Below are 19951 nucleotides of genomic sequence, written 5' to 3' on the forward strand. Positions count from 1 at the left end.
CTTGGCCAGTGTGCAAAGCGTTAAGCATAAAGGAGAGTTCAGTGGAAGAAATTAAATTCGTATGTCATTCGTGCAATAAGGAATCGAGTTTTGATCCAAAGAGTACACAGATGCTCATGTTGGATGACACCAAACCAAGACCACCTACCTATGTTCCAAAATGTACTCATTGCGGAACCAGATGCTCGGTCACCTTAAATGATGAATAATCCTATTCAATCAAAACCTGCTTCGGAAGACGATGAGTTCTACCTTACGTGGGGCAGAGAAACAATAAAGAAAAACATTGAGTTAGTGCAGTCTGTACTTATTCAAATGATTACATTAAATACAGCGCTACTAGGCGCAAACATCATTTTTCTAAAGCCCGGCGCAATAAGCAGCTACTGGCAATCCGCATCGCTTGCAGGTTTTTTCCTAGCACTTGCTGTTGCGTTTGTTGGTATTCTTCCTCACGAATCTCTGGTAAGCACAATATCGCCAGAGCAAATAAAATCCCACAAAGTTGCGGCGCTAAAAAAGAAAAGGCGTTTTATGTGGTTTAGTGCCATTTTAACTTTGTCAGGTTTGCTCATATTAGCAATCGGGGTAATAAATGCTTAACAAAGCCAGCAACCCGAAACAGCAAGCAATGGCCTTGAAAAGCAGGCCATTAAAACGCTTGCTGTTCGGGTTCTGGCGGCGTTATGAATTGGGGAAAGATGTCGACGAATAGAGATTACATATATGCCATGATCGCATCATATTTCTTTGTGGTGCCATTATGGTTGTTTGTGAATCTAGGAGCTGAAGGGTTGGAGGTGCTTCCATTTACTCTGATTTTGGGCGCTCCCGTTGCGCTAATTGGTGCTGGGATTGGTTTTAGGTCTTACGAATATTTTTATCTAAAGGTAAAAGCAAGGAACGAAGTAAAGATCCTGGTTTCTGGCTTGCTAAGCGCAGTCGTTACAGGTTTCTTGCCGTTCACTATTTCATTGATTGTTCATGGGGGAATAGATTGGATGTCGTTTTCTGTATACGCGAGCATTTTCTTGGTTCTTCCAGTCTTGATAGCTATACCCGGATCAATGATTCTGATTTACAGAGAGCGATGTTCATAACAAGCGACTGTGATCCCAAATGAACCTCCCCCGCTTTAACGGAAGAAAACCCGTCTTTGTCAGTGGCCTGCCCTTTAGCTGATGATTGCAGTGATAAAAATGACAAACAGGATGACATAACGTGAAGAACCTCATCATTCTCGCGCTGCTTATTTTCGCTGGATATCAGGCTTGGGAACGATTTGCCCCTAAAGATAAGATTGCTCCGCTGGAGTCGAGCTCGTACATCGCGGTCTATGGCAGGGATAGCTGTGGTTGGACGCAGCGCACTCTCAAGGAACTGGCACGAAACGGGGTGAATTATCGCTACTTCGTTGTTGATGAGCCTCGTGTTGCGGATCTGCTCCATTCACGGATGAACGCATCCGGTATTTCTACTCGCCGCTACAATCTGCCGGTGGTGGATGTGAATGGAAACCTGATGGTGCGACCGGATGTGGAGGTCGCTATACAGCAGTATCGTGAAAAGCTGTACCAACAGGCTGGTTACGACTAACCCGGTCTGTTTTTTTCAATAATCAAGATAATGGAATATTCCGGAATGCATGTTTATCGGGTTGTGCTGTTTTCTCTTTGGGTGATGCTGGCTGGGTGTACCAATGTGGCAGGGGATAAGATTCGGACGGTTACTGCACCTGAAGGCGGTACGTTGCCCGCCGAAGCCCTGATGCGAACCGCCGTGGATTTCTTTACCGAAGCGGGTTACGCATGTTCGCCGGAAGCGGATTCGCGGCTTCGTTGTCGTAAGGATATCCGGGATCTCTATATTCACCAGACCCATACCGTGGTGGAGGTATTTCCGGAGGGTGATAGCGACGGCAGTGATCGCTATCTGTTGATCGCAACCCGCTGGGATGAGGGGATGATTCCGGGGGAGTTCATCTCCAGTGAGTTTGCCAATGCCGATGTGGCAGATTTCTGTGCTGCCTTGCAGGTTTCCGAGCAGGGACTTTGCCGCATTGAGGAGTGATCTTTCCGCGTGGATCATTTTCCGTTCGGGGAGACGTGTGGCGGCACTCGTACCGAGTTGAAATGGTGTGGTGAGCGTGGACAAGACGGGGCCGGGCAAAACCGGGATAATGGCACCGGTTCATTCATTCCCAACCCGGCAGTGCCCCCATGGAAATCAAGGTCAATTTTCTCGACAACCTGCGTCTGGAAGCCAAATTTGACGACTTCACCGTCATCGCAGACCAGCCCATCCGCTACAAGGGGGATGGCTCAGCCCCCAGTCCGTTTGACTATTTCCTGGCCTCTTCGGCCCTGTGTGCCGCCTATTTCGTAAAGGTGTACTGCAAGGCGCGGGATATCCCCACCGACAATATTCGTTTGTCGCAGAACAATATCGTTGATCCAGAGGATCGCTATAACCAGATCTTCCGGATCAACGTGGAGCTGCCGGAAGATCTCTCTGACAAGGATCGTACCGGCATTCTGCGCGCGATTGACCGCTGTACGGTCAAGAAGGTGGTTCAGACCGGCCCGGATTTCCAGATTGAGGCGGTGGAGAGTCTGGACGAGGATGCCCAGGCGCTGCTGACGGTGAACCCGGATGACGCGACTCGCACCCTGATCGAAGGCAAAGACCGCCCGCTGGAAGACACTATTGCCACCATGACCGGGATTCTTGAAGACCTGGGTATGAAGATCGAGGTCTCCTCCTGGCGCAATATCGTTCCTCATGTGTGGTCGTTGCATATTCGTGATGCGGCGTCGCCCATGTGCTTTACCAACGGCAAGGGTGCCACCAAGGAGAGCGCGCTGTGCTCGGCGTTGGGCGAGTTCATCGAGCGGTTGAGTTGCAACTTCTTCTATAACGACCAGTTCTTCGGGGAAGAAATCGCCAACAGCGAATTTGTTCATTACCCCAATGAAAAGTGGTTCAAGCCTGGTCCCAATGATGCGTTGCCGGCGGAGATTCTGGACGAGCATACCCGTGCCATCTACAACCCGGATGGCGAACTGGGTGCCTCCAACCTGATTGATACCAACTCCGGCCGTGTGGATCGCGGCATTTGCTCACTACCGTTTGTGCGCCGCTCGGATGGCGAGACGGTGTACTTCCCTTCCAACCTGATCGAGAACCTGTTCCTCAGTAATGGCATGAGCGCGGGCAATACCCTGGCGGAAGCCGAGGTGCAGTGCCTGTCGGAGATCTTCGAGCGGGCGGTGAAGAAATACATTATCGAGCAGGAAATTGTGCTGCCGGATGTGCCGGAGGATGTGCTGGCGCGTTACCCGGAGATTGTCGAGGGCATCAAGGCGCTGGAAGCCCAGGGGTTTCCGGTGCTGGTGAAGGATGCCTCTCTGGGGGGGGAATTCCCGGTCATGTGTGTGACCCTGATGAACCCGCGCACCGGTGGCGTGTTTGCCTCTTTCGGTGCGCACCCCAGCTTTCATGTGGCGTTGGAGCGCAGTCTTACTGAATTGCTACAGGGGCGCAGCTTTGAAGGCCTGAACGATGTCCCGCCGCCTACCTTCAACAGCATGGAGGTGTCTGAGCCGAACAATTTCGTGGAGCACTTTATCGATTCCACCGGGGTGATTTCCTGGCGGTTCTTTAGTGCTGCAGCAGACTATGAATTTGTTGATTGGGATTTTTCCGGGACCACCGACGAGGAAGCGGAAACGCTGTTCGGGATTCTCGCCGAGCAGGGCAAGGAAGTGTATGTGGCGGTACACGATCAGCTGGGTGCGCCGGCATGCCGGATTCTGGTGCCGGACTTTTCTGAGGTGTACCCGGTGGAAGACCTGATCTGGGACAACACCAACAAGGCGCTGGATTACCGTGAGGACATTCTCAACCTGCACCGGCTCAGTGATGATGAACTCAGTGCTCTGGTTGAGCGTCTGGAAGACAGCCAGATCGACAATTACACCGACATCATCACCCTGATCGGTATCGAGTTTGATGAGAACACCGTGTGGGGCCAGCTCACCGTGCTGGAACTGAAGCTGCTGGTGTTCCTTGCGCTGGGGCGCCTGGAGGAAGCGGCCGAGCTGGTGGACATGTTCCTGCAGTACAACGACAACACGGTAGAGCGTGGTCTGTTCTACCGGGCCATGAATGCGGTGTTGGAAATCGCCCTCGATGAAGAGTTGGCGCTTGACGATTATCGCTACAACCTGACACGCATGTATGGCGAGGCGACCATGGCAGAGGTGATTGGAGCGGTTGAAGGCACGGTACGCTTCCCCGGTCTGACACCGACTAATATGCAGCTTGAAGGGCTGGATAAACATCTACGCTTGATCGACAGCTACAAGAAACTGCATGCCGCGCGTGCGCGGTTGGCTGGCATTTCGGGAGACAAGTCATGACGTTGGCGTGGACCCAACAGGCATCAGGCGACAGCGGTGTGCGGCACCTGGTTCAGTGTCCGGGTGACAGTGAGGCGGGAATCAAGACCGGCCTGGAAGCGGCGCTGGAAAAAGCGGTGGCATTGCTGGATACCAATGTGGGTGATGATGCCCGCTATCTGCTCTGTGGCTGGGATGATGCCGCTGCTGTACTGACGATTGTGGTGAGCGACGACAGCAAGACGGTGGATGCCCCCGAGCAAGTGCAGTGCCAGTTTGAAAACCGTGATAGCGCGGTGGATGTAGACCTGGTGCAGTTTCTGATTCGTGATTACCTGACCACCTGCACGGCGTTTCTGGGGTGGTCGTTGTTGGCAGCCTTTCATGAAGGGGACCGTCAGCGTTCCCGCTTGCTGTAGTCTTGATGCAGGTGTTCCTGCTTCGTCAGGTGCCCTGACGTTCGATCTTCTGTGGGAGCGGGCGTTCGACCGCGAAACGGTGTTTCAATCCTGGCTCGGCACATCGCGGCGGAACCGCCGCTCCCACAAAAAACAGCAGGCCCGGTAGCAAGTTCCCACCTGTGGGAGCGGTCGTTCGACCGCGAAACGGCGTTTCAATCCTGGCTTGGCGCATCGCGGCGGAACCGCCGCTCCTACAAAAACGGCAGGCCCGGTAGCAAGTTCCCACCTGTGGGAGCGGGCGTTCGACCGCGAAACGGGGTTTCAATCCTGGCTCGGCGCATCGCGGCGGAATCGCCGCTCCCACAAAAAACGGCAGGTCCGGCAGGAAGTTCCCACCTGTGGGAGCGGGCGTTCGACCGCGAAACGGCGTTTCAATCATTGCCCGGCACATCGCGGCGGAACCGCCGCTCCCACAAAACACCGCACGCCGCCGGAAACTTCCCGTGGTAGGGCAGGGAGCGGGAGTCAGAAGGCGCTTGCGGTGACAACATAGCGTAGCGGTCCACCGGGAGTAACAGCGTCAAACGGGTAGCAGGTGATGAGTATCAGTTGCCGGTTATCGTTGGGGACCTGCAAGGGGTGCTGCTCACTGTTGATGATTTCCTGTCGTGACACATGAAAGCGGTGTAATCGCCCATCGGCAAGTTGCAGGCTCAGTTGATCGCCTTTGTTCAGGTCTTCCAGAAAAGCGAAGTGGGTATCCCGGTGGCCTGCCAGCACCCATGCCTGGCGGGTGTTGTTGCCGCCGGCCAGACGGCCGGGGCCAAAGGCAAGGGCCTGACCGCTGGCGCTTTCCAGCACATAGAGTGTTTCACCGTCGGGGCGGCTGAGTCTGGCGACGGGCCAGGTATCAGCCCAGGACCAGGGCCGTTGGCGGGTTCCCTTTTCCAGTGTCATTTGCCATGCATTGGCGATCAGGTGCTGGGCGAGCCAGGCTTTTGCATCCAGCCAGCCGGCCCACCCGGCCAGGCTGAGAAAGAGGCCCAGCGCCAGCGCGGACACACCGCGCCTACGCCGTAGCATGACGGGCCTTCCGCTGTTGCCAGATGAGTAGTAGATAGATCCCCAGGATGATGCCTGCCAGACGCCACAGTAGCGGGGCGGGGGTGGCTGTGCCGGGCCAGGCGGTGCCGTGGGGAGCCTGATTGGCAATGATGTCTTGTACCAGCGGTGCGTGTGCCGGTCGGGTAACGGTTTCTTCAACGGCAACAAAACTGGTGTAGCGGCTAATCAATTGGTGCTGCAATGCTACCTCTGTGACTTGTGGTGCAATCTCGGACTCTGCCGCACCCAGTGTCATGCGATCCATCAAATCGGCGATTTTGCGTCTGGCCCACAGGCTGCCAGTGCCGGGGTGGTCACGTGTAATGGGCACAGTGACGTCCTGCTGCCAGGGCTCTTGTCGATAGCCGCTGACACTGAGATGTTGCACTGGGTCGGATAGCTTCAGGGTCAGGAGCAGGGGCTCACCGGCGTAGAGATCCGGCAGTTTTTGAGGCCACTGTTCAGCAACAATATTCTCCGGGAGGCGTACCTGCAGGTTGCGCATCAGGGGTGACTCCAACCGATGGAACAGGGAGTCCATGCTGCGTTGCACCTGGTGCTGATCGTTGATGTAGGTAAAGCTGCCGCGGCCAAATTGCGCCGCGCGGTTCATGAAATGACTGTTGGGCGCAGAGCCGATGCCCACTGTAAACAGTCGTGCTTCACCCAATTGTTGATGCAGTGCCTGGAAGATGGCGTGCTCATTGCCCACCGCGCCATCGGTGATGAAGATGACCTGGCGCAAATAGCCGCTGCTTTCAGGTTGGCTAAGGGTGGCGCTGAGGGCGGGTAGCATGTGCGTGCCGCCACCGGCTTCCAGGTTGGTGACGAACTTGCGGGCTTGTTGCCGGGTGCGCTCGTTGACCTCCGCAGGCTCTGCGAAGAGCAGGGTGTGCTGGCTGTCGAAATCAGTGATATTGAAACGGTCGCCGGGCTGCAGTCTTTGTAATGCCAGTTGCAGGCTGGCTTTGGCCTGACGCATTGGCATGCCCCCCATGGAGCCGGAACTGTCGATAATGAAAAGGGTTTCCCGGGCAAGGGTGGGTCTTTGTTGGCTTGCCGGGGGCATTACCATCAGCAGGGCGTAGTGCTCCCCCTCGATTTCTTCATGAAAGCTGGCAACCAGGGGGTCGCCTTTGTCTTCCAGTTCCCAGTTGAGAATAAAATCCCGATCCATTGGCGCGCTGCCGGCCTTGAGACTGATGTGGTAGCGGCGACCATGTCGCTGGAACAGGATGTCATGACTGGGACTGTTCAGCGCAGCCAGTTGCCCCCCGGCATCCAGTTCAACCTGCAGGCTGACGGTGCCGGTGGTGTTGCCGGTGCCGGGTGCGGCAATAATATTGTGCAGCAGGCCATCGAGGGGATGGGGATCATGCGTCTGGGGCAAGAAGCGCGGAGTGATGGTCAAGGGGAGGCGGAGCTGAAAACGTCGATCGTCCAGATTGAGGGGTTGCTGATAGTGCAGTTCTATTTGCACCGTTTCGCCGGGGGCAATGTTGGCGACGGCGGTGGTGAACAGGTTGGGGTGCTGCTGGCTCACCAGGCTGGCGCGCTTGCCGGCGGCACGGGCTTCACGGTAGGTCTTCTCGGCGGCAGCTTTGCGATCGATGCGTCCCACAATGCGTCTTTCCCCAAGGGTGAGCACCATGCCGTTCACGGCGGCATTTTCCGGTAGCGGAAACTGGTAGCGCCCCTCACGAAAATCGCGGCTGCTGTTATGAAACTGCTGGATCAGCGTGACGTTGGCGACGGGACCGTTGATGGCAATATGCGCGTCGCTGTTGAGCGGGGTGGCGGGGGTGCTTTTGCCCTTGCCATCAGTCAGATATAGCACGCCGGACATGGCGTCGCCGGGGTCGAACACGCTCTCGGCCCGGACACCAAGAGTGAGCAACAGTAGTGAGATAAAAAGCGAAATTTTCATGCTGGCCTCCTTGAGATGAGGTCAGCATGGCCCGGTAGCGCGGGGGCTTTGTGGGGATTGTGTGTGGCGTCCCCCTATCCGTGATTTTAGCTATTCGCGGGCTTCAAGCCGCATTGCGTTTGGCTATCGCCCGCAGCACGACCTGGCATTGGTTCTCGCCATATTCGCGAATGTCCGCACCGGCTTCTTGCTGCTTGCGGCCGACAATGTTCACCAGCAAGCGCTTGAATATCTGCAACGAGACATCGAACTCGGTGGTGTCTTCCTGAAGGGCGGTAAAAGAATAGCGCTTGAGCAGGGGGATCAGATTGACAATGTCGGCTTCCAGATAGCGGTTGGCCGAGAATCGGGCGGTGGCGATTTCCACAAACCGGAAGGCCAACTGATGAGCGGCAGGCATGTCGTCGTTCTGAAAATGCTGTTCCAGCTGCGGCAGCATCCCCACCAGATCTTCTATTTGCCCTGGCTGCCAGTTCACGGCGGCGCGTTCCGCCAGCTGTGACAGCAGCAGAAACAGGAATTCGTACAGGTCTTTCACCTGGGTTTCCGTTATCTCGCAAACCCGCGCGCCACGGCGTGGCTGCAGTTCGATCAAATGCTGTTTTTCCAGCAGTCTAAAGGCCTCTCGAAGTGAGTTGGTACTTACATCAAGGTCTTTGGCCAGTTCACCTTCAGGCAGTTTGGCCCCCGGGGCCAACTCTCCAGTAATGATCTGCTCACCCAGATGACGGGCAATTTGCTCACTCAGACTGACGGCTTGCAACGACATGGCAGCTTCCTGTGAATCGAGGCCGCCATTATGGCGACTTGGGACTAGTATTTCATTTCTTGAGTTGTTTGACAATTCAAGAAATCAGGAATAACCTTGTCATCGTTGACTGTTACTTTGAGCTTGAACAAGCGAGGGCAAGGCCATGTTCGAGAATGTGAATCCGGATCGGATGCTGACAATAAAAAAATGGAGCTACGTGGTGTTCTGGGCAACGATGGTGCCGCTGGTGCCGTTCTCCGCCTATGTGGGCCTGGAGAGTGGTACTCAGGATTACTGGTCCTGGTTCCTGTACTTCGTGATCTTTGGGATTATCCCGGTGCTGGACTACATCATCGGTAAGGACCCCAGTAACCCGGATGAAGAACAGCAGGTACCCACCCTGACGGAAGAAGTGATCTATCGTGTCTTCACTATCCTGATGGGCTTTGTGTGGATTGCGGTGTTGTTCTATGCCGGTCATATCTTCATGACCAATGACTACGGCCTGCTGGGCAAGATCGGCTGGATCGTGTCTATCGGTACCGTGGGTGGCATCATTGCCATCAACCTGGGTCATGAGCTGATCCACAAGGATCCGAAGATCGAAAACTGGATGGGCGGTTTGCTGCTGTCATCCGTGACCTATGCCGGCTTCAAGGTGGAACACGTGCGTGGTCACCACGTGCATGTGTCTACTCCGGACGATGCTTCCTCCAGCCGTTATAACCAGGGTCTGTATGACTTCCTGCCGAAGGCCTTCGTGCGTAATTTCAAGAATGCCTGGGCGCTGGAAAAACAGTACCTGGAGCGCAAGGGCAAGAAAAATATCAGCATCTACAATGAGCTGATCTGGTGGTACAGCATTTCTGCGCTGTTCGCGGTGGCCTTTGGTGTGATCTGGGGCTGGCAGGGTGTGGTGTTCTTCCTGGGGCAAAGTTTCTTTGCTGCTCTGGCGCTGGAAATCATCAACTACATCGAGCACTACGGTCTGCACCGTCGTGTGAATGAGAAGGGCCGTTTTGAGCGGGTGACCCCGGCGCACAGCTGGAACTCCAACTACCTGCTGACCAACATCGCCCTGTTCCAGCTGCAGCGTCACAGTGATCACCACGCTTACGCCAAGCGTCGTTATCAGGTGCTGCGTCACTATGAAGAAAGCCCGCAGCTGCCGGGTGGTTATGCCAGCATGTATGTTCTGGCGCTGTTCCCACCGCTGTGGAAAAAGGTCATGAACCCGCGTGTAGAAGCCTACTACGAGGGTGAAATGGATCAGCTGTTCCGTGATGCCAAGCGGGTGAATAATATCGCTTAAGGGCAGTTAACAGTGAACAGTGAATAGTTAACAGCGAAAACAAGAAAGCCCCGGCAATGCCGGGGCTTTTTGTTGGCGGGTATTCCTGCTTGTTTGCGCTTGCCGCTGCCCCACAACCCCTCCACGACGAGAGGCTTCTGTGGGAGCCTTGCTGGTTTGGCTGGCAGAGTCCTAGAAGCCGCGGTAGCTGCTGGCCAGGACGGCCATGGCGCCGAAAAAGACGATGACGCCGAAGATCATCAGTGTGGTGGCCAGGATGCCAAGGATCTTGCCGGCCAGCGTTGTGCCTTCTCCGCTTTTGTCCATGTGGCCTTCGCGCATGGATGCCAGGTCCTTGTTGCCCATGACCCAGGCCGCAATCCCCAGCGGGGCAAACAGGAGCAGGCCAAGCAGGCCAAATGTCAGCACCATCCCGCCGCGGTGGGGGGTAAGGTTGGCGTGGGTGGTCGCTGTGTTTTCTGCGATATTGGGTTGTGCCTGGGGCGTGGTTTGAGCGTTCCGGCCGGCAAAGGCCGCACACAGCATGAGTGCGCTGATCGCCACATAAAACAGGGTGAAGCCACCGCTGACAATAATGCTGTAGGCGGTGTCACTCAGCTTTCCATCAATCATCATCTCGAGCAGCACCAGGTGGTTGAAGATGGCCAGGGTGCTTTGCAGCAAGGTCAAAATGCTGGCGATGATCACCAGAATGGAGGCAGTGCTGGCTCGCTTCATGAAAATGCCGGCCAGCACAAAACCAGTGAGTGCGATCAAAAACGAAGGCAGCTGCATCAGCAACTGGGAAAGAAATGACATCACGATTCCTTGTGGGTGATGAGAAGAAGGTTTTGGGTTTTCATGCGTTGGCGCGGGCGCGGCACGTCCGCAGGCACGGCCAATCCCGCGCAACTGTTAACGATTAATTATTCACTATTAACTGTCTTTTCACTGTCGCCAGAACATGGGGGTGAACAGCACGAGTAGCGTAAAGATTTCCAGCCGCCCTGCAACCATCAGAACGGTCATCATCCATTTGGCGCTGTCGGTGATGTTGGCGAAACCTGCGCCCACTTCGCCGATGCCAACGCCCAGGTTGTTGAGGCTGGCGGCCACGGCGCTGACGGCGGTGGTCAGGTCCATGCCGGTCATGGTGAACAGCAGGGTGAAAATCACCGAGATAGTGATGTAAACCCCGACAAATCCCCATACCGCTTGCAGTACCCGGTCTGGAATGGATTGACGCCCGAAGCGCAGTGCAAATACCCCGTTGGGATAAATCAGTCGACGCAGCTCGCGGATACTGTGGTGGAACACCAGTGCCGCGCGCACGGCTTTCATGCCGCCACCAGTGGAGCCGGCGCAGCCACCGATAAAGCTGGTGAACACGAGCAAGAAGGGGATAAAGCCGGGAAAGCCCGCAGCATTGGTACTGGTAAGACCTGTGCCGGTGCTGAACGACGCGACCTGGAAAGCGGAATGACGCAGGGCGTCAGCGAAATTGAAATCGTAGTGAAAGAACAGCAACCCGGCGGTGATGATACTGGTGTAAATCAGGAACAGACCGATGAAGAAACGGAACTCTGGATCTCGTATGAACACTAGCAAGGAGCGGCCGCGCCATACTGCAAAGTGCAAAGCAAAGTTGACCCCGCCAATCAGAATAAAGGTGGTGGCGGTCCAATCAATCCAGGGATTATCCCAATAGGCCATGGAGGCATCGTGGGTGGAGAAGCCGCCGGTGGCCACGGTGCTGAAGCTATGGCAGATGGCATCGAAAACGCTCATGCCAAAGGCCCAGTAGAGGGTGGCACAGGCCACCGTAATGAACAGGTAGACGTACCACAGGGCCTTGGCGGTTTCGGCGATCCGTGGTGTTAATTTGGCGTCCTTCATCGGGCCGGGGATTTCCGCCTTGTACAGCTGCATCCCGCCGATACCCAGCATGGGCAGGATGGCAACGGCCAGTACCACCACGCCCATGCCGCCGAGCCATTGCAGTTGCTGGCGGTAATAGAGAATGGATTTGGGCATGAAATCCAAGCCGGACAACACGGTGGCGCCGGTGGTGGTCAGCCCGGAGACGGATTCAAACACGGCGTCGGTGAAACCTACCGGTACATCATCGCTGATGATCAGTGGCAGCGCGCCAATGACACCCAGTACCGACCAGAACAGGGTCACGACGAGAAAACCGTCGCGGGTCTGCAGTTCTGCCTTGTTGCGGAAAAAGGGTAGCCACAATGCCAGGCCCAGGGCGAGAGTGAGCACAAAGGAAATCAGGAACGGTGTTTCGCCGCCCTCCTGATACCAGTAGGACACGGCGACCGGCGGCATCATGGTAAAGCTGAACACCACCAGCAGCAGGCCAAGAATTTTCGAGATCAGCGCGAAGTGCATGCGTATCCGTGCCTGTCCTAGAAAAAGGTAAAGCCGACCTGGAACAATTTTTCCACGTCCCGGGTGCGGCGTTTGTCGATCAGGAACAGGATCACATGGTCGTCGGGTTCAATGACCACATCATCATGGGCAATCAAAACTTTCTCGCCGCGCACGATAGCACCGATGGTGGTGCCTTCGGGCAGATCGATATCCTCGATGGCGCGGCCCACAACCTTGGACGATTTGGCGTCGCCGTGGGCGATGGCCTCGATGGCTTCCGCCGCGCCGCGGCGCAGGGAGTACACGTTGACCACATCACCTCGGCGCACATGGCTGAGCAGGCTGCCGATGGTGGACTGTTGGGGCGAGATGGCGATGTCGATGTCGTGCCCCTGTACCAGGTCCACATAGGCGGGATTGGATATCAGGGTCATCACCTTGCGAGCGCCCAGTCGTTTGGCCAGCAGTGAGGCCATGATGTTGGCTTCGTCATCATTGGTGAGCGCGCAGAACACATCGGTGTTTTCGATGTTGGCGCGTAGCAGTTCGTCGCGATCGGTGGCCAGGCCCTGCAGTACCACTGTCTGGGCCAGCTTTTCGCCCAGCCAGTCGGCCCGGCCTGGATTTCTTTCCAGTACCTTTACGTTGTAGCGGTGCTGGATGGTCTTGGCCAGGCGGTAGCCGATGTTGCCACCGCCGGCGATCACGATGCGCTTGTAGTTATGTTCCAGGCGGCGCAGCTCACTCATCACTGCGCGGATATCGTTCTTGGCAGCAATGAAGAACACTTCATCGTCGGCTTCGATGACGGTGTTGCCCTCGGGAATGATCGGGCGTCCGCGACGAAAAATGGCCGCAACACGGGTATCTACGTTGGGCATGTGCTTGCGCAGTTCGCGCAGCTCGTTGCCAACCAGCGGGCCACCATAGTAGGCGCGCACTGCCACCAGCTGCACCCGGCCGCCGGCAAAATTCACTACCTGCAAGGCCCCTGGGTGTTCGATCAGGCGGCGGATATAGTCCGTGACGACTTGCTCCGGGCTGATGATCACATCGATAGGCAGGGCGTTTTCGTTGAACAGCTTGTCCGATCGGCTGGTGTAGTGTGCGGTGCGAATTCGGGCAATTTTGGAAGGGGTGCGAAACAGGGAGTAGGCCACCTGGCAGGCGACCATGTTCACCTCATCGGAGTTGGTCACCGCGATCAGCATGTCGGCGTCTTCAGCGCCGGCTTCCTTGAGTACATTGGGATAACAGCCCATGCCGTGCACGCTACCAATATCCAGTCGGTCGCCCAGCTCACGCAGACGTTCCGCATCGGTGTCGATGACGGTGATGTCGTTACGCTCGTTGGCCAGGTTTTCTGCCAGGGTTCCCCCCACCTGACCGGCACCGAGAATGATGATTTTCATGCGTCCTGCTGAGCCCCCTTGCGCAGGCAAGCCAGATAGAAGCCATCCGGTCCGTCTTGCTGCGGAAACAACTGCCATCCCGCGTCGACCATTGTGGCCTCATTCAGGCGTGGCGTCACATCCCGTGCCTGTGGCTGGCGCTGCAGAAACGCGCTGATCTGGCGATCATTTTCGTCGCGCAGCACCGAACAGGTGGCATACACCAGCATGCCGCCGGGCTTGAGCAGCGGCCATAGTGCATCCAGCATGCGCGCTTGTAAATCGACCAGTGCAGGAATGTCGGACGCCTTGCGATGCCATTTCACGTCTGGTTGGCGGCGCAGGATGCCGGTGGCAGAGCAGGGCGCATCCAGCAGGATGGCATCGAAAGGGGTGCCATCCCACCAGCTGTCCGGTGTGCTGGCGTCCCCCTGCAGCAGGGTGGCGGTGGCGCCAAGTCTGGCCAGATTCTCTTCAATGCGTGTCAGGCGGCGCGGCTCCAGCTCCAGTGCGACCAGGTCCGCATCAGGGAATTTTTCCCTTAGCTGGCCGGTCTTGCCGCCGGGGGCGGCGCAGGCATCAAGGATGCGCCCTTGCGGTGGTGCCTGCAGCAGTTCGCCGGGCAGCTGCGCGGCTTCATCCTGGACCGACAGGGCGCCCTGCTCGAAACCGGGCAGCTGAAACACGGGCCGGGCCGGCTTCACGTAGATGCTCCACGGTGACAGTTCGCCGGGGCGGGCACCTTCGCCGAGGGCGGCGATGGCGCCGGCGCGCTGTTGCTGTTGACGGTTCACCCGCAGGGTAAAAGGCGGGGTCTGCAGGTTGGCGCGGGCCATCGCTTCGGCCTGTTCCGGCCAGTCCCGGGTCCAGCTTTTATACAGCCAGTCCGGCAAGCTCAGCTGGATGTTGGGGGAGGCGTCCTGTAGCGCATCTTCTACGTTCAGTTTGCTGGCCTTGCGCAGTACCGCATTGCTCAGCCCGGCGGCCCAGGGGGCTTTCATCTTGCGACACAGCTGTGGGTAGGCATTGACGATGGCATGGGCCGGGCGGTCACTGAACCACAGCTCGTAGAGCCCGGCCAGTAACGCCAGTCGCACTGGCTGGGCGCTGGCTTTTAAGGGTTTGGAGAGTTGCTGGTTGAGCCAGTGATTAAGCGGGCGCAGATGACGGCAGACGCCGAAGCTGATGTCGCGCATCAGGCCGCCGTCGCTGCCTTGCAGGGGAAAGTCACGCAGCACTTCGCGCAGGCTTTCGCCGTCGCCCTTGCCGGGGATCACGCGGTCGAGTACCCGGACCGCGCTCAGCCGCGGGTCAGGCGTCGCCACTGTTGCTGTCCAGTGCGTCACCGAGGGGTTCGCCCACCTTGAACAGATCCGGGTTGCCGCGCAGCAGGTCGGCGACCGCCATGCGCCGTTTGCCGGGCAGCTGTAAGGCTTCGAGGATCAGGATGCCGTCGCCGGTGGCCACCTGAATGCCGTTGTCGTCCACCTTGAGCACATGGCCGGGTTCGTCGTCATCCTTGCCGGGCAACGGGCTCTCGCTGGCCTGCCAGATGCGCATGGGCTGGCCGTTCAGGGGCACCCAGGCTACGGGAAACGGGTTAAACGCACGGATGCGGTTGTAGAGGGCACGGGTGGGCAGGCGGAAATCCAGTCGCCCTTCCGCCTTGCTCAGCTTGTGGGCGTAAGTCACGCCGTCTTCCGGCTGCACCGTGGCGTTGGCCAGGTACTGCTCGAGGTCGTCCAGCACGGTGACCAGCAGGCGCGCCCCCTGGGCTGCCAGGCGATCGTGCAGTTCGCCGCCGGTTTCTGTCTCGCCGATGGGCAGGGTTTCCCACAGCAACATGGGGCCGGTGTCGAGACCCGCCTCCATCTTCATGATGGTGTTGCCGGTTTCGGTGTCGCCCACGCTGATGGCCCGCTGGATCGGTGCCGCACCGCGCCAGCGCGGCAGCAGAGAGCCATGCACGTTAAGGCAGGCCACCCGCGGGATATCCAGCACCGCCTGGGGGATGATCAGGCCGTAGGCCACCACCACAAACGCATCCAGATCCAGATCGCGCAATTGCTGGCGGATCTCCTCGCCTTTCAGGTTCTCCGGCTGCAGCACCGGGATGTCATGGCCTTCGGCCAGCAATTTCACCGGGCTCTTCTGCACTTTCTTGCCACGGCCAGCGGCCCGGTCCGGCTGGGTCAGCACGGCCACCACCTTGTGATCACTGTCGAGCACCGCCTGCAGGCTGGCGGCGGCAAAATCCGGGGTGCCGGCGAAGGCGAGACGTAAGGGTTTCAATGAACTGCCTCTGGGTTGGTGGTGAGTCGCAAGTTACAAGTTGCAAGTTTCAAGGCGCGGTTAAAGCCTGTGGTTGCGTCGGCGTGGGTGGCCGCGCCCAAATGAATGGTGCGCGACGAAGGCGTGGGGGAATGGCGATGACCGGTTTCGCGTTGCAACTTGAAACTTGTCACTTGCCACTCGTTTACCCCTGCAGCCGGTGCACTTTCTCCAGCTTCTTCTTGATCCGGTCACGCTTCAGGCGGGAGACGTAGTCCACGAACAGCTTGCCTTCCAGGTGATCGATCTCGTGCTGGATGCAGGTGGCGAGCAGCTCGTCGGCCTCGATTTCGAAGGCGTTACCGTCCCGGTCCAGTGCCTTGATCATCACCCTTGCCGGGCGCTTCACCTTCTCATAAAAGCCCGGTACCGACAGGCACCCCTCTTCGTAGGGGGCCAGTTCTTCGGTGAGAGGGGTGATTTCCGGGTTGATGAACACCTGCGGCTCATTCTTCTCGTCGGACAGATCCATGACGATCACCCGTTTGTGCACGTCCACCTGGGTCGCAGCCAGGCCGATGCCGGGGGCGTCGTACATGGTTTCGAACATGTCGTCGATGAGTTTGCGAAGCTCGTCATCCACCTTTTCCACCGGCTTTGCTACGGTTCTCAACCGGGGGTCAGGGAATTCCAGTATTTCCAGTTTGGCCATGTACCTTCTCAGAAGTTGCGATAGCACTCGAAATTCGGTTGCTAAATATATGATCGCATTGCTAATATCCAAAAGAAACCGTGTCTGCCTCGGCGTCGCACGGCCTCTTTAGGGGATGAGTCCAATAATGATAAAAGGAATCCGATGATGATGAAATCGGTCCAGCGCGCCTTTACCGTCGGGCTGCTGCTGTCAGTGACAGGCCTGGCCTCCGCTGCAGTGATGCTCAAAGATGGGCATCCCGGCAAATATTATGTCAAGAATGGCGACACCCTGTGGGACATCAGCTCCCGTTTTCTGGAAGAGCCGTGGCAATGGCCGGAAATCTGGCAGATCAATGAAGAAATCGGCAATCCGCACCTGATTTATCCGGGTGACGAAATCCGTCTTTCCTACGTGAACGGTGAGCCCCGCCTGAGTGTGAAGCGCGGCGTGCAAGAGACCGTCATGTCCAACGGCGTAGTCAAGCTGACGCCGAGCGTACGTGAAATCGCCAACGACGAGGCGATTCCGATGATTCCCGCCAGTGCCATTGCGGCTTACCTGAAAGACGGTCTGGTGGTCTCTCGACAGGATATTCAGGAAGCTCCCTATCTCGTAGGCGGCCGTGACCGCCGCGTGGTATTTGGTGAGGGCGACACCGTTTATGCACGTGATGCGCGAACCAAGTGGGAAAACCTTGAGCAGGGCTACGGTGTGTATCGCACGGGTGAGCAGTATGTGGATCCGGAAACCAATGAGGTGCTCGGCTATGAAGCGCGCCAGGTAGGCTTGGGACGAGTTGCCAATCATGAGGGCGAGATTGTTAGCCTGCGTTTGACCGATTCCACCGAAGATGTGCGCATTGATGACCGCATTTTTTCCACCGAAGATCGTCGCGTGCGCGCCATGCTGCAGCCCAGCGCCCCGGACACCAAGATCGAAGCCCAGGTGATCCGCTTCTTTGATCGCCTTAACAGCGTGGCTCGTAACGACGTGGTGGTGCTGAACAAGGGTATCCGTGATGGCCTCAAGGAAGGCAATGTGCTGGATATCTTCGGCAAGGGTGAAGTGGTCCGTGATCGCCAGCTGGGGGATAACGTGGCCCTGCCCGCAGAGCGCAGCGGTTCCCTGGTGGTATTCCGGGTGTTCGACAAGGTCAGTTATGGCTTGATTATGGAGTCCATCCGGCCTATTTATATGCATGACATGGCTGAAAGCCCGGCAGGTAGCTACTAATCTAATGCGGTAGCGCTCACCGTCGGCGTTTCGGCGCCCATTAACCGTCAACGCACACATGGAGGTGGGCGATGGACGGACAATTCAAACGCCTGCTGTTGCAGGCGTTGTTTTCTCCCTCTTCTGCGGCTCTGGGCCGCGCTTTGCAGCAGCAAAAAATTGGCTCTACGCCAATCTCTCATTTTCTGTCCCTGTTGCCGGCAGGTCTGAAGGATCGTGCCCGGCTGCTGGATAATACCGGTAACCTGACCGCCCACTTTGAACAGCTGCGTGAGCAAGGCTGGCGCTGGATTGCACTGGGTGACAGGGACTACCCGGCGCTGTTGGCCAATATCAGTGATCCGCCAGGGGTGCTTGCCGTGCGTGGTGATGCGGATGCGTTGAGTGCGCCTTCCATCGCGATGGTGGGGGCACGCAATGCGTCTGCGGATGGGCTGGATAACAGCCGCCGCTTTGCACGCCAACTGGCCGCGGCAGGATTTGTGGTCACCAGTGGTCTGGCGCTTGGCGTCGATGCGGCAGCGCACCGCGGGGCCTTGCTCACGGGACGTACCGTGGCCGTGTTGGGGAGCGGCCCTGATCGGCTGTATCCGCCGCGTAATGCCTCTCTGGCCAATCAGATTGTGGATCAGGGGGGCGCGCTGGTGTCGGAATTTGCCCCCGGCTCGCCGCCGTTGCCTTCCCAGTTTCCCCAGCGAAACCGCATCATCAGTGGTCTGAGCCTGGGCACCATTGTGGTGGAGGCGGCGATCCGCAGTGGTTCATTGATTACGGCGCGTACGGCGCTATCCCAGGGGCGCGAAGTCTTTGCCATTCCCGGCAGTATCCACAATCCCCTCAGTAAGGGCTGTCATCATCTGCTGCGCGATGGTGCCAGCTGGCTGGAATCCATGGACGATATTTTTGCGTCCTTTGGCGAGTTCCGCCGAGCAGTGGATAGCTGTGGTCTTGGTGAAGAGGCTGGCCAGCCTGCCCTGCTGCAGCATCTGACCAGTGGGATCAATTCCCTGGACATGTTGCAGACCCGTACCGGTATGCCCATGCATGAATTGGCCGGGCAGCTGGCGGATCTGGAAATGGAGGGGTGGGTCGAGCGGGTATCTGGTGGTTATCTCAAACGCAGTGATGCATCACGCGCTTCCTGATGGGGCGCCGCCCGCGTGAGCGTTTCACACTGATGTGTGAAGCGCCTACCATGGAAACATGACTCGCGAACCGGCCAAGCCGGGAGGGGCGTCAGCGTGTTTGAAATCCTGGTACCCTACCGTGAGGCGTCATCCCGTTGGTTTGCGGTGGATGCGGTCTCCCTGGGAGGCAATCTGTACCGTATTACCTTTGTCCCTGACGATGCGCCGGCCCTGCGTTTCGGGGAAGGCGACCGGGTAGAGTGCGAGCAGCAAACTGACGATGGCGGCCATGTGCGTCTACTGGCGCGCCGGGTAGCTGCACCTGCCTGGTGATGCCTCTCTTGTCGGTCACCGGAAGGCAGGGTATGTTGCGCGTTTTGGTGGCCGGGCAGCCTTCATGAAACAGCACCTTCAATCTGCAGCAGAAATCATTCAGGCCGGCGGTGTGGTGGCCTATCCCACCGAGTCAGTGTATGGACTCGGTTGCGATCCTTTCAACCAACAAGCGGTGATGCGGCTGCTGGCTATCAAGCAGCGCCCGGTGGATAAAGGGCTGATTCTGATTGGTGCGGATCTGGCACAGTTGCTGCCCTATGTGATGCTCACAGACGAGCAGCAACAACAGCTGGAAGCCGGCTGGCCGGCACCTCTCACCTATCTGGTCCCAATCACCGATGCAGTGCCCGACTGGGTGCGAGGTCGCCACACCAAGGTGGCTATCCGGGTGCCGGATCATCCACTGGCGCGGGAGTTGTGCCAGCGGGTGGGGCATCCGATTATTTCCACCAGTGCCAACCTGTCCGGTCGTCCGTCAGCGCGTAACCCTTTCCAGGTAGCCCGCCAACTCGGTGACCAGCTCGACTTTATCGTGACCGGAGCCTGTGACCGGGCCAGCAAACCCTCTACCATTATCGATCTGGAAAGCGGGCGCACCTTGCGCGCCTGACCCATGCCCGCCAGTAGATGGTGGCGATCA

At 57.6% G+C, this 19951-nt stretch carries 19 protein-coding genes; 10 read left to right on the top strand and 9 right to left on the bottom strand.

Annotated elements, in window-relative coordinates; all coding sequences use genetic code 11:
• Nucleotides 1-198: 198 nt before the first annotated feature.
• The 5 genes from Y5S_RS18030 (at nucleotide 199) to Y5S_RS18055 (ending at nucleotide 4819) form a co-directional block, all read left to right on the top strand.
• Nucleotides 199-603 (top strand): hypothetical protein, encoded by a 405-nt coding sequence (locus Y5S_RS18030; RefSeq protein ID WP_035235054.1) that lies wholly within the window; start codon nucleotides 199-201, stop codon nucleotides 601-603.
• 618 nt (nucleotides 604-1221) lie between these two features.
• The gene (locus Y5S_RS18040) at nucleotides 1222-1596 is read left to right on the top strand and encodes a glutaredoxin family protein (RefSeq protein ID WP_035235057.1); all 375 of its coding nucleotides are present in this window, start codon (nucleotides 1222-1224) and stop codon (nucleotides 1594-1596) included.
• Between the two features lie 45 nt (nucleotides 1597-1641).
• A complete protein-coding gene (locus Y5S_RS18045; RefSeq protein ID WP_035235059.1) occupies nucleotides 1642-2070 on the top strand; it encodes a hypothetical protein in 429 nt (142 codons plus the stop codon).
• Between the two features lie 149 nt (nucleotides 2071-2219).
• Nucleotides 2220-4421 carry an OsmC domain/YcaO domain-containing protein gene (locus Y5S_RS18050; RefSeq protein ID WP_035235060.1) on the top strand — a complete coding sequence of 734 codons (2202 nt, stop codon included), beginning with the start codon at nucleotides 2220-2222 and terminating at the stop codon, nucleotides 4419-4421.
• Nucleotides 4418-4819 carry a hypothetical protein gene (locus Y5S_RS18055; protein WP_035235062.1) on the top strand — a complete coding sequence of 134 codons (402 nt, stop codon included), beginning with the start codon at nucleotides 4418-4420 and terminating at the stop codon, nucleotides 4817-4819. The genes Y5S_RS18050 and Y5S_RS18055 overlap by 4 nt, the downstream gene beginning before the upstream one ends.
• A 507-nt stretch (nucleotides 4820-5326) precedes the next feature.
• Here the strand turns inward: Y5S_RS18055 and Y5S_RS18060 are convergent.
• From Y5S_RS18060 to Y5S_RS18070, 3 genes are all read right to left on the bottom strand, one after another.
• A complete protein-coding gene (locus tag Y5S_RS18060; RefSeq protein ID WP_052041703.1) occupies nucleotides 5327-5884 on the bottom strand; it encodes a class GN sortase in 558 nt (185 codons plus the stop codon).
• Entirely contained in the window at nucleotides 5871-7832 is a 1962-nt protein-coding gene (locus Y5S_RS18065; RefSeq protein ID WP_052041704.1) for a marine proteobacterial sortase target protein, read from the bottom strand. Before Y5S_RS18065 ends, Y5S_RS18060 begins: the two co-directional genes overlap by 14 nt.
• A gap of 103 nt (nucleotides 7833-7935) precedes the next feature.
• Nucleotides 7936-8601 (bottom strand): GntR family transcriptional regulator, encoded by a 666-nt coding sequence (locus tag Y5S_RS18070; protein ID WP_035235063.1) that lies wholly within the window; start codon nucleotides 8599-8601, stop codon nucleotides 7936-7938.
• A 145-nt stretch (nucleotides 8602-8746) separates the two neighbouring features.
• Here Y5S_RS18070 and Y5S_RS18075 point away from each other — a divergent pair, with 145 nt between their 5' ends.
• A complete protein-coding gene (locus tag Y5S_RS18075; protein WP_035235064.1) occupies nucleotides 8747-9895 on the top strand; it encodes an alkane 1-monooxygenase in 1149 nt (382 codons plus the stop codon).
• Between the two features lie 171 nt (nucleotides 9896-10066).
• Here the strand turns inward: Y5S_RS18075 and Y5S_RS18080 are convergent, their stop codons facing one another.
• The 6 genes from Y5S_RS18080 to def form a co-directional block, all read right to left on the bottom strand.
• The gene (locus tag Y5S_RS18080; protein WP_035235066.1) at nucleotides 10067-10693 is read right to left on the bottom strand and encodes a hypothetical protein; all 627 of its coding nucleotides are present in this window, start codon (nucleotides 10691-10693) and stop codon (nucleotides 10067-10069) included.
• A gap of 129 nt (nucleotides 10694-10822) precedes the next feature.
• Nucleotides 10823-12274, bottom strand: coding sequence for a TrkH family potassium uptake protein (locus Y5S_RS18085; protein WP_035235067.1), 1452 nt, complete (start codon nucleotides 12272-12274; stop codon nucleotides 10823-10825).
• A 17-nt stretch (nucleotides 12275-12291) separates the two neighbouring features.
• Complete coding sequence (gene trkA / locus Y5S_RS18090) at nucleotides 12292-13668, bottom strand: Trk system potassium transporter TrkA (protein ID WP_035235069.1); 1377 nt, start codon at nucleotides 13666-13668, stop codon at nucleotides 12292-12294.
• Nucleotides 13665-14972, bottom strand: coding sequence for a 16S rRNA (cytosine(967)-C(5))-methyltransferase RsmB (rsmB, locus tag Y5S_RS18095; protein ID WP_035235071.1), 1308 nt, complete (start codon nucleotides 14970-14972; stop codon nucleotides 13665-13667). Before rsmB ends, trkA begins: the two co-directional genes overlap by 4 nt.
• Nucleotides 14959-15939, bottom strand: coding sequence for a methionyl-tRNA formyltransferase (fmt, locus tag Y5S_RS18100; RefSeq protein ID WP_035235073.1), 981 nt, complete (start codon nucleotides 15937-15939; stop codon nucleotides 14959-14961). Before fmt ends, rsmB begins: the two co-directional genes overlap by 14 nt.
• Nucleotides 15940-16123: 184 nt before the next feature.
• Nucleotides 16124-16630: a peptide deformylase gene (gene def, locus Y5S_RS18105; RefSeq protein WP_035235074.1), complete on the bottom strand. Its 507-nt coding sequence runs from the start codon at nucleotides 16628-16630 to the stop codon at nucleotides 16124-16126.
• 147 nt (nucleotides 16631-16777) lie between these two features.
• Between def and Y5S_RS18110 the strand changes: the two genes are divergently transcribed.
• The 4 genes from Y5S_RS18110 to Y5S_RS18125 all read left to right on the top strand — a co-directional run bounded on the left by Y5S_RS18110 (nucleotide 16778) and on the right by Y5S_RS18125 (nucleotide 19921).
• Nucleotides 16778-17848 carry a LysM peptidoglycan-binding domain-containing protein gene (locus tag Y5S_RS18110; protein ID WP_231552744.1) on the top strand — a complete coding sequence of 357 codons (1071 nt, stop codon included), beginning with the start codon at nucleotides 16778-16780 and terminating at the stop codon, nucleotides 17846-17848.
• A 71-nt stretch (nucleotides 17849-17919) separates the two neighbouring features.
• A complete protein-coding gene (dprA, locus tag Y5S_RS18115) occupies nucleotides 17920-18993 on the top strand; it encodes a DNA-processing protein DprA (protein WP_035235076.1) in 1074 nt (357 codons plus the stop codon).
• A 96-nt stretch (nucleotides 18994-19089) separates the two neighbouring features.
• Nucleotides 19090-19308 carry a hypothetical protein gene (locus Y5S_RS18120; protein ID WP_035235078.1) on the top strand — a complete coding sequence of 73 codons (219 nt, stop codon included), beginning with the start codon at nucleotides 19090-19092 and terminating at the stop codon, nucleotides 19306-19308.
• Nucleotides 19309-19372: 64 nt separating this feature from the next.
• Nucleotides 19373-19921: an L-threonylcarbamoyladenylate synthase gene (locus Y5S_RS18125; RefSeq protein ID WP_035235080.1), complete on the top strand. Its 549-nt coding sequence runs from the start codon at nucleotides 19373-19375 to the stop codon at nucleotides 19919-19921.
• Nucleotides 19922-19951: the final 30 nt, after the last annotated feature.

It is taken from the genome of Alcanivorax nanhaiticus (genome assembly GCF_000756665.1).
Classification (GTDB): domain Bacteria; phylum Pseudomonadota; class Gammaproteobacteria; order Pseudomonadales; family Alcanivoracaceae; genus Alcanivorax; species Alcanivorax nanhaiticus.

Bases quoted from the DNA above. Each gene is read 5' to 3' on its own strand.
- Y5S_RS18110 (WP_231552744.1), top strand. From the start codon at position 16,778: ATGATGAAATCGGTCCAGCGCGCCTTTACCGTCGGGCTGCTGCTGTCA.
- trkA (WP_035235069.1), bottom strand. From the start codon at position 13,668: ATGAAAATCATCATTCTCGGTGCCGGTCAGGTGGGGGGAACCCTGGCA.
- Y5S_RS18075 (WP_035235064.1), top strand. From the start codon at position 8,747: ATGTTCGAGAATGTGAATCCGGATCGGATGCTGACAATAAAAAAATGG.
- Y5S_RS18055 (WP_035235062.1), top strand. From the start codon at position 4,418: ATGACGTTGGCGTGGACCCAACAGGCATCAGGCGACAGCGGTGTGCGG.
- Y5S_RS18030 (WP_035235054.1), top strand. From the start codon at position 199: ATGATGAATAATCCTATTCAATCAAAACCTGCTTCGGAAGACGATGAG.
- Y5S_RS18070 (WP_035235063.1), bottom strand. From the start codon at position 8,601: ATGTCGTTGCAAGCCGTCAGTCTGAGTGAGCAAATTGCCCGTCATCTG.
- Y5S_RS18050 (WP_035235060.1), top strand. From the start codon at position 2,220: ATGGAAATCAAGGTCAATTTTCTCGACAACCTGCGTCTGGAAGCCAAA.
- Y5S_RS18080 (WP_035235066.1), bottom strand. From the start codon at position 10,693: ATGTCATTTCTTTCCCAGTTGCTGATGCAGCTGCCTTCGTTTTTGATC.
- Y5S_RS18060 (WP_052041703.1), bottom strand. From the start codon at position 5,884: ATGCTACGGCGTAGGCGCGGTGTGTCCGCGCTGGCGCTGGGCCTCTTT.
- dprA (WP_035235076.1), top strand. From the start codon at position 17,920: ATGGACGGACAATTCAAACGCCTGCTGTTGCAGGCGTTGTTTTCTCCC.
- Y5S_RS18065 (WP_052041704.1), bottom strand. From the start codon at position 7,832: ATGAAAATTTCGCTTTTTATCTCACTACTGTTGCTCACTCTTGGTGTC.
- Y5S_RS18045 (WP_035235059.1), top strand. From the start codon at position 1,642: ATGCATGTTTATCGGGTTGTGCTGTTTTCTCTTTGGGTGATGCTGGCT.
- def (WP_035235074.1), bottom strand. From the start codon at position 16,630: ATGGCCAAACTGGAAATACTGGAATTCCCTGACCCCCGGTTGAGAACC.
- Y5S_RS18125 (WP_035235080.1), top strand. From the start codon at position 19,373: ATGAAACAGCACCTTCAATCTGCAGCAGAAATCATTCAGGCCGGCGGT.
- Y5S_RS18085 (WP_035235067.1), bottom strand. From the start codon at position 12,274: ATGCACTTCGCGCTGATCTCGAAAATTCTTGGCCTGCTGCTGGTGGTG.